Genomic DNA, 12,121 nt, shown 5'->3' with positions numbered 1-12,121 from the left:
AGTTGATGCCATCGCAGGCAAGCCAGCTCCCACCCGTGTTAGCGATGTGACAGAACCACTCTCAATAACTTGTAAAACCCCGTCGATCCACCTAGCTTATGCGCCCCCCGCCCTGCGCTTTAAGGCCTTGCCCCATGGTTTTGCGTTTTCGCCCCGTCGTCACTTCGCGTTTCGCCCTCGGCCTGCTGCTCAGCGGCGGTATCGGTAGCAGCCTGGCAGCTGAAATAGAACTGCCGGCAGTGAACGTCCAGGGTCAGGATGAATCGGGGTATCGCACCAACACCGCCTCGGTCGGTGGCTTCGATGAAGCGCCGTTGCTCGAAACGCCCGCCTCGATCACCGTGATCAACGCCGCCATGATCAAGGACCAGCAAGCCCGCCTGCTCAGTGAAGTGCTGCGCAACGACGCCTCGGTGGGCGACAGCTACGCCCCCATCGGCTACTACGAAAATTTTGTGGTGCGCGGCTTCTCGCTGAACGCGGCAAGCAGCTACAAGATCAACGGGCGCACCATCACCGGCGAGCAGAACGTCGCCCTGGAAAACAAGCAGCAAGTGGAAGTACTCAAAGGCCTGGCCGGTTTGCAAAGCGGGATTTCCGAGCCCAGCGGCGTGATCAACTACGTGACCAAGCGCCCAGAGGATGTGCGTTCGGTGACCGTGTCCACTGATGATCGCGGCAGCGGCTATGTCGCCACCGATGTCGGCGGTTGGTTTGGCAGCGAGCAGCAGTTCGGCCTGCGCGCCAACGTCGCCCATGAAGACCTCAATGCCTATGTGGAACACGCCAATGGCCAGCGCGATTTTGTGTCCCTGGCCTTCGACTGGAACATCAGCCCCGATGCGCTGCTGCAACTGGATGCGGAGTACCAGAACAAGCAACAGCGCTCGGTGCCGGGGTATCAGCTGTTGGGGGGAACCGAAGTACCGCATGGCGCGTCACCGAAAAAGCTGTTGGGGCACCAGAGTGGTTCCAAACAGGTCGGCATTGAGTCGCTGAACCTCAACGGCAAGTTCGAGTACCGCTTCAGTGATCAGTGGAAAGGCAGCGTAAGTGCGGCGCGCAGCAAGGTGGTGATTGACGATTACAGTTCGTTTGCGTGGGGTGGCGACACCCAGGGCTTCGGCAATCACTTCACTCCCGAAGGCAACTACGACATCTACGACTACCGCAGCCCCGACGACACCCGCCGCGACGATGAAATCCAGGCAGCCATGACCGGGCTGTTCGACACCGCAGGCCTGGGCCATGAACTGACCTTTGGCACCAGCGCGTTCCGCCGGGTGATCGACAAACGCGAAGCGGTCAACGAATACATCGGCAGCGGCAATATCAACGAAGACGCACCGACTTTCAAGCCTACCGATAAACCGCTGAAAGACAGCCACCGCAACCTCGACAGCCGCCAGTACGGCCTGTTCGTCACCGACCGCATTCGTTTCAACGAACAATGGCAAACCATCCTCGGCGGCCGTGAAGTGCGCCTGGATGAAAAAGCCTTCGATGAGAATGGCAGCGAAGCACGCCACACCAAGCAATACGTGTTCCTGCCGCAGGCCTCGCTGATCTACAAGCCAATCGAAAACGTCTCGCTGTATACCAGCTACAGCAAAGGCCTGTCATTGGGCGGCACGGCACCTTGGTTCGCCACCAACGAAAGTGAAACCCTTGCCCCAACCGTCTCACGCCAAATCGAAGCCGGCGTGAAATACGACTGGCGCCGCATCAGCTTCGCCGCCGCCGTGTTCCAGACGCGCCAGGCTTACCAGTACGCCAAACCCGAAAATGGCAAGTTCAACTACGTGCAACAGGGCCAGCAAAAGAACACCGGGATTGAATTGTCGGCCAACGGCTGGGCCACCGACCGCCTGCAAATCGCAACCAGCGTGGCGGCGATTCGCGCGCGGGTGAACGGCAGCGGCACGCCGGATTACGAAGGCCATCAGGCGATCAACGTGCCCAAACTGCGCGCCAGCGTGTACGCCGACTACGCCCTGCCGTGGGTGAACGGGTTGGCCGTGCTCGGCGGCGTGCAATACAGCGCCAAGAAGTCCGCCAACCGCACCGGCAATGTTGAGGTCGGGGATTACGCGGTGGTCAATGTCGGCAGTCGCTACACCACCAAACTCGATGGCTATGAGACGGTGTTTCGCCTGAGCGTCGACAACCTGTTCGACAAGCGCTACTGGCGCGACGCGGGCGAATACATGGGCGATGACTACCTGTTCCAGGGCGCGCCGTTGACCGCACGCCTGAGCGCCACGGTCAACTTCTGAACACACGCGGCGCTGCCAGCCACAGCGCGGCCAGACCACAGATCAACAGGCTCCAACCCAGATCCTGGGCCCAGGCTACCAAGCTGAGCCCGGCACCGATCAGCAGGTAATACATCAAGCCAAACAGCGCAGCGGCGGTGCCCAGCCGGTCGCGATAGGCGACCAACGCGGCCCCCAACACATTGGGAATCGCCATGCCGAACGCCAACACCACCAGCAACATCGGCCCTACGAATAACCAGCTGTGCTGCAGCAGCAGTACCAACAAACCACCCAGCACCGCGATAGCTGCAGCGGTCAGCACCAACTGCTCACCGTTCATGCCGCGCTTGAGCAAGCGCGTGTTCAGCCACGCGCCAAGCCCTGACCCCAGCGCCAGTAGCACGCCGCTGTAGCCGAACTCGGCGGCAGACAACCCCTGTCGCGCGAAGATAAACGGGCCCACGCTGTAATAGCCGAACAGTGCAATATTGAACGCCGCCACCAAGCCGACCGAACGCCATATTCCCGCGTCCCTGAGCATCAGGCCCAAGGTCTGGGGCAGCGATGCCGTCGGTAACGATGCAGGCCGCGTCTCGGGCAAGGCCCACAAGCACCAACCCCACAGCGCCAGTGCAAGCAGCAGCAAACCGGTGAGCACGCCGCGATAGCCAAAGTACTGCACCAGCGTCGCGCCACTGAACAGACCCAGTGCCGGGCTGGCAGCCAGGGCAATGCCCATCAGCGAAAACACCTGGGCCAGTTCGGCGCCATGGTAGCGGTCGCGCAACAGCGTCTGCGTGACGACCGAACCCACGGCCGCGCCAAACGCCGCCAAGGCCTGGGCCAGCAGCAAAGCGTTGAACGTGGTCATTTTCAAGGCCAGCGCCGAGGCGCCAACGTACAGCGCCAACCCGGCCAACATCACCGGCCGCCGCCCCCAGCGATCACACAGCCGGCCCCACACCACGACGCCAAAGGCGAACGCCAGGAAGTACACCGACAGTGTCTGCCCTGCCCGTTCAGGCCCGACCGCAAAGGCCCGGCCGATGTCACCCAGGGCCGGGCTATACAGCGTTTGGGCCAGTTGCGGAAACATCAGCAACGCCATCGCCAGCACCAGCAGGTTTTTAACGTTCATCACTCACTCCCATTTAACAGCGCAAGGAGTGTAAGGACTGGCGACTGGGGTATTATCCAAACTTCGACAGTTTATCCATCGAATCGGACAACCTATGGCCTGGCTCTCCGCCACCGCATCTTTCGATCCCGACCGCTTGACGACCCCGGTCATCGGCATCGCCGCACTGCTTGGCGACCATGACTCCGGTCTGCACCGGCACCAACGTGGGCAACTGTTGTTCACTCAGCAAGGCTGCACCCGTATCACCCTGGACAACCAACTTTGCCTGCTGCCGCCTACGCGCGCGGCGTGGATACCCTGCGGCGTACCCCATCGCGCGGTGATGCACAAAACCGTGGATTACCGTTCGATGTATGTGAGCCCGGCGTTGGCCGAGCAATTGCCGAAACAGGTACGGGTGATCGAGGTGAGCGCCTTGTTGCGCGCGGTGCTGGAACCGATGGCGATGGCGCCCTTCGAGACCGACTGGCAGGCCGGCCGGTACGCCCATTTGTTGGGGCTGTGCCTGGACGAAATCCAGGCTGCTACCGAGCAACCGATGCTCCTGCCCTTGCCGCAGGATAAACGCCTGGCACCGTTGCTGGTCGATCTCCAAACGCTGCCGCCCACCCTGCAAGAGCTGGAAAAGCAGATTGGCGCCAGCGCCAAGACCATCGGCAGGATTTTCCTGCGGGAAACCGGCCTGGGGTATCAGCAATGGCGCCAACAGTGGCGTTTGATGCGGGTCATCGAACTGCTTGCGAGCGGCCGGAGCCTGGGCTACTGCGCTTTCGAGTTGGGCTTTGCCAGTGACAGCGCGTTGATCGCTTTCTTCAAGGGCATGACCGGCACCACGCCACGCGGGTATTTCAAGTCACGCTGAGGGCTCACTTGGGCATCTTGCGAAAGCCCACGGCCAGGCGGTTCCAGCTGTTGATGGTGGCGATGGCCACACTCAGGTCGGCTACTAGGCCGCCGTGCTCTCGCTTTTGATCTTGATCTGAGCCGCCCCGTTAAACCACGACGGCCGAACGCAGGCTTGAATCCGAGTGGTGGGGCAAAGACTTTTTGGTTGCTTTTGTGTCTTTACAAAAGTGACCCGCCGTAAGGCCGGAACCCTAAGCCGCTGCTACCGCAGCAACGGATATGTACCCAATCACTCCGGCAAAGGAATCACCCGCAACCGCCGCACCGACTTATACGAAAAACTCGAATAAATCTCCTTAACACAAGGCAACGTCTGCAACACCTCCCGCGCAAACTCCCCAAACGACTCCAGATCCCGAGCCACCACCTCAAGCAAAAAATCATACCGCCCCGACACGTTATGGCACGCCACAATCTCAGGAATCTCCAACAGCCGCTGCTCAAACGCCCGAGCAATTTCCCGCGTATGACTGTCCATCATGATACTGACAAACGCCGTCACCCCATACCCCAACGCCTTGGGCGACAGGATCGCCTGATACCCACTGATCACCCCACTCTCCTCCAGGCTCCGCACCCGGCGCCAACACGGTGAGGTGGTCAGGGCCACCCGGTCAGCCAACTCCGCCACGGTCAGACGGGCATTGCCTTGCAACGCGTTCAAAAGAGCCTTGTCAGTGCGATCAAGATTGACGGGCATATCTTGCCTCTACTCATTATTTTTATGGACGTTCCATCCCTTAACGCGGGAAATATCGGCAAACTTTGCAACTTTCTTCCTTGGTTATGAGCATAGCATTGTAGGAAATAAGGAGCGCCCGACATGAACAATAAACATAATGCATGCGGCTTTTCCACCCGCGCCATCCACCACGGCTATGACCCCAAAGACCACCACGGCGCCCTCGTTCCGCCGATCTACCTGTCCGCCACCTTCGCCTTCCCCACCGCCGAATACGGCGCCGCCTGTTTTGCCGGCGAAGCCAGCGGCCACTTCTATACACGCATCTCTAACCCAACCCTGGCCCTGCTGGAAACGCGCATGGCCGCCCTGGAAAACGGCGAGGCCGCCGTGGCCTTCAGCTCCGGCATGGGCGCGATTGCCGCGACGTTCTGGACCCTGCTGCGCCCTGGCGATGAAGTGATCGTCAGCCAGACCCTCTACGGTTGCACCTTCGCCCTGCTGCACCATGGCATTGGCGAGTTCGGCATCAAGGTGCGCCATGTCGACCTCACCGACCTGGCCGCCTTACGTGCGGCACTCTCCCCCGCCACCCGCATGATCTACTGCGAAACCCCAGCCAACCCCAACCTGCGTCTGGTGGACATTGCCGCCGTGGCCGAACTTGCGCACCAGCAACCGAATGTCACGGTGGTAGTCGACAACACCTACTGCACGCCTTACCTGCAACGCCCTCTGGAACTGGGTGCCGACGTGGTGGTGCACTCAGCCACCAAGTACCTCAGCGGCCACGGCGATATCACAGCGGGTATCGCCGTGAGCAGCCAGGCCCTGGCGCAACGCATCCGCCTGCAAGGGCTCAAGGACCTGACCGGCGCGGTGATGTCGCCACAGGATGCGTCCTTGCTGATGCGCGGGCTCAAGACGTTGGCGCTGCGCATGGATCGCCATTGCAGCAATGCCCAGGCAGTGGCCGAAGCTTTGCAGGCGCACCCGGCCGTGCAGTGGGTGACCTACCCCGGGCTGCGTTCTTTCCCACAGTACGAACTGGCGGCGCGGCAGATGAAGCAGTCCGGCGGCATGATCGCCTTCGAACTCAAGGGCGGGATTGAGACCGGGCGGCGCTTCATGAATGCCCTCAAGCTGTTCACCCGCGCGGTGAGCCTGGGCGATGCCGAGTCACTGGCCCAGCACCCGGCGAGCATGACCCATTCCACCTACACCCCGGAAGAACGCGCGCAACACGGTATCAGTGAAGGCTTGGTGCGATTGTCGGTGGGGCTGGAAGACATCGCCGACCTGCTGGCGGATGTGCAGCAGGCGCTGGCCAAGTGCACCCGCGCCGCCCCGCGTCAGGCGATGATAGAAGAGCACGCAGTAAAATAAGGCCTACATGCCAAGTAATACTTTCCCACACACGGTGTGTCGGACAGGTCCGACCATCGTTATGCGTTTTTAATCTGATTTTTCCAGATTGGATCCCCCTCAGCTCGCAATGCTGTACTAGCATAGGTCTCGGCGGGGGGATTATCACCGTAGGTTATTCACCCTGGTTACCTTATTAATCCCCGTCGCTATAAGGCTGAATACCTGCACTCGAAACTCATGGAAGAACTGATGAACTCACACCTGTTCCCACATATAGGCAAGGTCATCGCCAGCACCGGCAGTCGCCACTTCCCACGTATGCTGCATGACCTCATCCTTACCCAACTGGCAGTGGACGCTACCCATATCACGCAGCTGCGGGTGGGTGCCGAAGGCCATACCCGCCGCCGGATCAGCCCGGTCTACACCGATTCGGTAGTGGCCTTAGGCGCAGAACAACCGGCAGCCCAACTGCACCTCACGCGCCGCAAGGACGATGTAAGCTACGTGTTGTCGGTGTACCGCTCGCACCAGTCGGAAAGTTTTTCGCCGCAAGAACGCAGCATGCTGCAGGACTTCTCCACGCTGCTGCTGCCGATGGTGGAAAAACACATCACCGCGATCCAGCCGTGCCGCCAGAACAACGACCCGGCAATGCCGGAAAACCAGGGCATCGAAACCCTGCGCCGACGCATTGAAGAACGCCTGGTGCAATCGGGGCTGACCTTGTCCAACCGCGAACTCGAGGTGTGCGTTGGTCTGCTAGCCGGGCGCACTGCACCGGAGTTGGCGGAGCAACTGACGCTGAAGGTCAACACCATCGAGAGTTACCTCAAGCGCGCCGCAATCAAGCTGGGGATCAGTGGGCGGCATTCGTTATTGCGGTGGATGTATGCGACTGAGGAAGGAACGGTCACAATCCTCTGAATCACCAAAAAACCCTGTGGGAGCGGGCTTGCTCGCGAATGCGGTGTGAAGTGCGCCCCAAAAGTTGGACAGCTAATGGTTAGGCTACCGCGGACCGGGTTCTGTAAGCCACAGGGCTCAGTCCGCCAAGCTTCGTTTTGATTCGCTTATGGTTGTAGTAATGGATGTACTTATCCAGCCCGGCCTGCAGCTGAGCAACGCTGTCGAAGCTTTCCCGATAGTAAAACTCCGACTTCAGGGTACCGAAAAAGCTTTCCATTGTGGCGTTGTCATAGCAGTTCCCTTTGCGAGACATGCTCTGTTCCAACCCAGCTTTTTCCAGTTTTTCCCGATACTTTGAGTGTCGATAGTGCCAGCCCTGATCCGAGTGCAGCATGGGTTTGGCGCCTTCGGGCAAGCGCTCAAGGGCCAGCTCCAGCATGTCGCCTACCAAGGCGTATTGGGGGCGGACGGCGGTCTTATAGGCCACAATCTCTCCGTTGTACAAGTCCAGTACTGGGGACAGATACAGCTTTTTGCCGGCCACTTTGAACTCGGTGACATCGGTCACCCATTTCTGATTTGGTTGCTCAGCTTCGAACTGACGAGCCAGGATATTGGGCGATACCTCTCCCATTGGCCCTTTATACGATTTGTATTTTTTCGGTCGCACTGTGCATTTCAGGCCTAACTCTCCCATCAGCCGTCGTACCGTTTTACCGTTGATCAACGGCGTTTGCTTACGTAGCTCTAAAGTCATCCGACGGTAACCAAGGCGGCCCTCATTCTCGTCTTGGATCGTCTGGATAGAGGCTTTGATCGAGATAAACCGGTCCGCAACGCCCATCGCCTTGAGTTGGTAGTAGTACGTACTTCGCGCAAGACCTACCAGCTTGAGCAAATCACTCAAGGGGAAAGCTTGTTTGAGCTCAGTGACTAATCGGGCTTTTTCTTCGCTTCTCTCTCTCGCCTCATCACCGCCTCGCCCAACTCTCCAAGCTTTTTTAGGTAGGCGTTCTCCATGCGCAAATACTGCAGTTCATCGAGTAATGCCTTGTGTGCAAGCTGTGCGTCGGTGAGTGGGGTGGTAGTTTTACGCGGTTTAGAAGGCGGCTTGGGCATAGCGGTAATCGATCCTTTTTTCCCTGACTCCAGGGCTTCAATACCGCCACTGTAATACTGCTGTTGCCATCTGCCCACCTGGCTTGAGTTACCCAGGTTGAAGAGCGCCGCTGCGCGGCGCAAGGATAAGGAGTCGCGCCACATGCGTTGCAGCACTGAAAACTTGAACAAGGGACTGTAGCGTTCGCCGGTTCTGCTTAGACAGGCTTCGCCATGTAATCGGTAAGCCTCCACCCAACGACGAAGCAAGGTGGGATCCATTTGAAATTGAGCGGCTATGCGGCGAAAGCCTCGGCCCTGCTCAAGGAAAGTGGTAATGGCGGAAAGCTTGAACTGCGTCGTGTATTTGCTCATGAAAAGCCTCAGGAGTTGGACGGGTGTCCAACTTCTGGGGCGCACTTCAGTGTGTCAGCGCCAAATGTACTGCTGACCCACCGCTTTCGCGAGCAAGCCCGCTCCCACATTTGATCTAAAGTGTCAGTGATACCTGATCCAGTCAGTCCCGTGCCAACGCCTCAATCGGGTCCAGCCGCGCCGCATTCCTGGCCGGCACAAAGCCAAACACAATGCCGATCAGGGTCGAGCAGGCAAACGCGGTCACGATCGAGCCTAAGGAAAACACCATCTCCCACTCCTTCACAAACAACGAAAACAGATAGCCGATCGCAAAGGACAACGAGATCCCGATCATCCCGCCGATCAAGCACACCATCACCGCCTCCACCAGAAACTGCTGGCGGATATCCGACTGACGCGCCCCCACCGCCATGCGAATGCCGATCTCGCGGGTACGCTCGGTGACCGACACCAGCATGATGTTCATCACCCCGATGCCGCCCACCAACAACGAGATCACCGCGATCAGCGACAACAGCAGCGCCAGCGAGCGGCTGGTTTTCTGCACCGTCTGCATGATGCTGTCGAGGTTATTGGTGAAAAAATCCTTGGTGCCATGGCGTTGCAGCATGAGCTTATTGACGTTTTCTTCCACCACCTTGCTCGGCTGGCCGTCCTTGATACGCACGGTGATGCTGTCCAGATGGCGCTGGCCCAGAAGGCGTCCGGCCGCGGTTTCGTAAGGCACCCACACGTTCAGCGCCTTGCTGGCGGCGAACATGTTCTTATTGTCGGCCGTCACACCAATCACCGTACACGGCAGGTTGCCGACCAGGATCACCTGGCCCAACGGGTCCACATTCGGCCCGAACAGGCGATGCCGGGTGTTGTGGTCGATCACCACCACCTGCGCCTGGCGCCGCGCGTCGTTTTCGCTGAAGGCAATCCCGGCTTCCAGCTTCAGCCCTTTGACTTTGAAGTAGCGGTCGCTGACACCATTGACCTGTGCATCCAGGTCGATATTGCCAAAACGCAGCAGCAGGTTACGCCCCACCACCGGCGTGGCACTGTCGACGTAATACAGCTGATTCAATGCCTCCACATCCGACGGCATCAGCGTCTCGATGGCTGACGCGCGGCTGTCACCAAAACTGGTACCGGAAAAGATGTCGATGGTGTTGCTGCCGATGGCCTGGATGTCCTTGAGCACATAACGCTTGGCACCTTCGCCGATGGCCGAGATCGACACCACTGAGGTGATACCGATGACGATACCGAGCATGGTCAGCAAGGTGCGCATGCGATGGGAAATCAGCGCGACCCAGGCCATGTTGAACGCTTCCTTGAACAAACCCAGGCTCGCCACCAACCGTCGTGCGCCGCTGCGCCGGGTCTCGATGGGCGCCTCAGTGGGCGCGTCCAGCCCGACACGGTCATTGGCCTTGTCGCTGACAATCTCGCCGTCACACACCTCGACAATGCGCTGGGCATTCGCCGCGACCTTCGGGTCGTGGGTCACAATAATCACCGTGTGCCCGGCGGCGTGCAGCTCGGCTAGGATGCGCATCACCTCCTTGCCGCTGTGGGTGTCGAGGGCACCGGTGGGCTCGTCGGCGAGGATCACCTCACCGCCGTTCATCAACGCGCGAGCAATACTCACCCGCTGTTGCTGCCCACCGGACAACTGGCTCGGCCGGTGACTGGTGTGCCCCGCCAGGCCCAGGCGCGTGAGCAAATCGCGTGCGCGGCTGTGGCGTTGCGTCTCGGGAGTACCGGCGTAAATCGCCGGCATTTCCACGTTGTGCAAAGCACTCAGGTGCGCGAGCAAGTGGTAGCGCTGGAAGATAAAGCCGAAGTAATCGCGGCGCAGTTCCGCCAGTTGCTCATCGCCCAGCGAGCGAGTTTCGATGCCATTGATCTTGTAGCTGCCGGCAGTGGCGTAATCCAGGCCGCCAAGGATGTTCATCAGCGTCGATTTACCCGAGCCGGAAGCGCCGATAATCGCGAGCATTTCCCCGGCGTGAATGGTCAGGTCGATACCCTTGAGCGCAATGAACTCGCGCTCGCCGGCCATGAAACTGCGGGTGATGCCCTTGAGTTCCAACAGTGGCTGGGTCATGGGTCAACTCCCCGCCACAACAGGCGATGCGTCGCCGATCACCACTTTATCGCCCTCGTCCAGGCCGTCCAGAATCTGCACTTTGACGTTGTTATTGATGCCGATCTGCACATCGCGCGACACGGCCTTGCCCTTGGCATCCAGCACGCGCAGCGGATAGCTGCCATCGGCATTACGCGCACCGAGCGCCGCCACCGGCACCATCAAGGCGGCCTGGGCAGTATCGAGCACGATCCGCACCTGGGCGGTCATAGCGATGCGCAGACGGTGGTCGGGGTTGGGCACGTCGAACAGCGCGTTGTAAAACACCGCCATGTTCTGCTTGGGCGTGCCGGCGGTCGGGGTCTCGAGGAAGCTCTGCGGCGCCGGCTCCGTGCCACGCAGCTTGGCGTAGTAGCGCTTGTCGGCCTCGCCGAGGATGGTGAAATACACCTGCTGGCCGGGGCTGATGTGAATCACATCCGCCTCGGACACCTGGGCCTTGACGGTCATGGTGTCCAGGTCCGCCAGCTTGAGCAGTACCGGCGCCAACTGGCTGGCAATCACCGTCTGGCCTTCCTGGGTGACGATGCCGACCACATCACCGTCGATGGGCGCGACGATGCGGGTATAGGCCAGGTTGACCTTGGCGGTGTCGATCTGGATATGCGCGCTTTTGATCTGCGCATCCAGGGACAACAGGTTGGCTTGCTGCACCTGAAAGGTCGACTCGGCGTCCTCAAAATCCTGGCGCGACACCGATTCGTCGACCTGCAAGCCTTTGTAGCGCTCATAGACAGACTTGGCCTGCTTGAGCTGCGCCGCCGTGGCACGTCGCTGGGCCTGCAGGTTTTCTTCATCAACCTGGGCTTTGCGCAGGGTATTTTGCAGGATCAACGGGTCAATTTCGGCGAGCCATTGGCCCTTCTTCACCTTGTCGCCGACCTTGACCTTGAGCGACTTCAACTGCCCGGAAACCTGGGCACCGACGTCAACCTGCTTGATGCCTTCCAGCACGCCAGTAGCCAGGACGGCATTTTCAATATCACCCCGTTCAGCCGTGGCGGTGAGGTATTGCGGCGCGTCGGCGGGTGCTTGAACGGTGTAGACGACAAGGCCGATGGCAACCGCCAATACCGCGAGCATTCCGAGTTTGCGAAACGTTGACTTTTGCATAAATGACCATAAAAAGATGAAGAGGGTCTACAGCGAACACGGTCTAGTGTGGGAGCTGGCTTGCCTGCGATTGCAGAGTGTCAGTCACTGTGTGCCTGGCTGATACACCGCTATCGCAGGCAAGCCAG

Annotated in this window: 9 protein-coding genes and 1 pseudogene; 4 read left to right on the top strand and 6 right to left on the bottom strand. The window is 59.7% G+C overall.

Annotated features, from left to right (window positions below):
- The first annotated feature begins 134 nt into the window (after nt 1–134).
- Entirely contained in the window at nt 135–2,276 is a 2,142-nt protein-coding gene (locus KZH41_RS13210) for a TonB-dependent siderophore receptor (RefSeq protein ID WP_263274955.1), read from the top strand.
- Here KZH41_RS13210 and KZH41_RS13205 read toward each other — a convergent pair.
- Nucleotides 2,266–3,396, bottom strand: coding sequence for an MFS transporter (locus KZH41_RS13205; protein WP_094952729.1), 1,131 nt, complete (start codon nt 3,394–3,396; stop codon nt 2,266–2,268). The genes KZH41_RS13210 and KZH41_RS13205 overlap by 11 nt on opposite strands.
- Nucleotides 3,397–3,490: 94 nt before the next feature.
- Here KZH41_RS13205 and KZH41_RS13200 point away from each other — a divergent pair, with 94 nt between their 5' ends.
- Nucleotides 3,491–4,261 (top strand): AraC family transcriptional regulator, encoded by a 771-nt coding sequence (locus tag KZH41_RS13200; protein WP_094952730.1) that lies wholly within the window; start codon nt 3,491–3,493, stop codon nt 4,259–4,261.
- 4 nt (nt 4,262–4,265) lie between these two features.
- On the opposite strand, the pseudogene KZH41_RS13195 reads toward KZH41_RS13200, so the two are convergent.
- Nucleotides 4,266–4,340 (bottom strand): annotated as a pseudogene (locus KZH41_RS13195) (carboxymuconolactone decarboxylase family protein); the annotation flags it as partial.
- Between the two features lie 194 nt (nt 4,341–4,534).
- The gene (locus KZH41_RS13190; RefSeq protein ID WP_094952731.1) at nt 4,535–5,005 is read right to left on the bottom strand and encodes an Lrp/AsnC family transcriptional regulator; all 471 of its coding nucleotides are present in this window, start codon (nt 5,003–5,005) and stop codon (nt 4,535–4,537) included.
- A 123-nt stretch (nt 5,006–5,128) separates the two neighbouring features.
- Between KZH41_RS13190 and KZH41_RS13185 the strand changes: the two genes are divergently transcribed.
- The gene (locus KZH41_RS13185) at nt 5,129–6,373 is read left to right on the top strand and encodes a methionine gamma-lyase (protein WP_263274954.1); all 1,245 of its coding nucleotides are present in this window, start codon (nt 5,129–5,131) and stop codon (nt 6,371–6,373) included.
- Nucleotides 6,374–6,604: 231 nt separating this feature from the next.
- The gene (locus KZH41_RS13180; protein WP_094952733.1) at nt 6,605–7,282 is read left to right on the top strand and encodes a response regulator transcription factor; all 678 of its coding nucleotides are present in this window, start codon (nt 6,605–6,607) and stop codon (nt 7,280–7,282) included.
- 79 nt (nt 7,283–7,361) lie between these two features.
- On the opposite strand, the gene KZH41_RS13175 is transcribed toward KZH41_RS13180, so the two are convergent.
- The 3 genes from KZH41_RS13175 to macA all read right to left on the bottom strand — a co-directional run bounded on the left by KZH41_RS13175 (nt 7,362) and on the right by macA (nt 11,993).
- A protein-coding gene (locus tag KZH41_RS13175; RefSeq protein WP_406991834.1) for an IS3 family transposase occupies nt 7,362–8,737 on the bottom strand; the annotation gives its coding sequence in 2 pieces (ribosomal slippage) (nt 7,362–8,255 and nt 8,258–8,737; 1,374 coding nt in all).
- Between the two features lie 142 nt (nt 8,738–8,879).
- The gene (locus KZH41_RS13170) at nt 8,880–10,838 is read right to left on the bottom strand and encodes a MacB family efflux pump subunit (RefSeq protein ID WP_263274953.1); all 1,959 of its coding nucleotides are present in this window, start codon (nt 10,836–10,838) and stop codon (nt 8,880–8,882) included.
- A gap of 3 nt (nt 10,839–10,841) precedes the next feature.
- The gene (macA, locus tag KZH41_RS13165; protein WP_263274952.1) at nt 10,842–11,993 is read right to left on the bottom strand and encodes a macrolide transporter subunit MacA; all 1,152 of its coding nucleotides are present in this window, start codon (nt 11,991–11,993) and stop codon (nt 10,842–10,844) included.
- Between the last annotated feature and the right edge of the window lie 128 nt (nt 11,994–12,121).

It is taken from the genome of Pseudomonas sp. YeP6b (assembly GCF_025642995.1).
Taxonomy (GTDB): Bacteria; Pseudomonadota; Gammaproteobacteria; order Pseudomonadales; family Pseudomonadaceae; genus Aquipseudomonas.
Note: the sequence above shows the minus strand (reverse complement) of the source record. Positions and strands in the feature narration are given on the sequence as shown.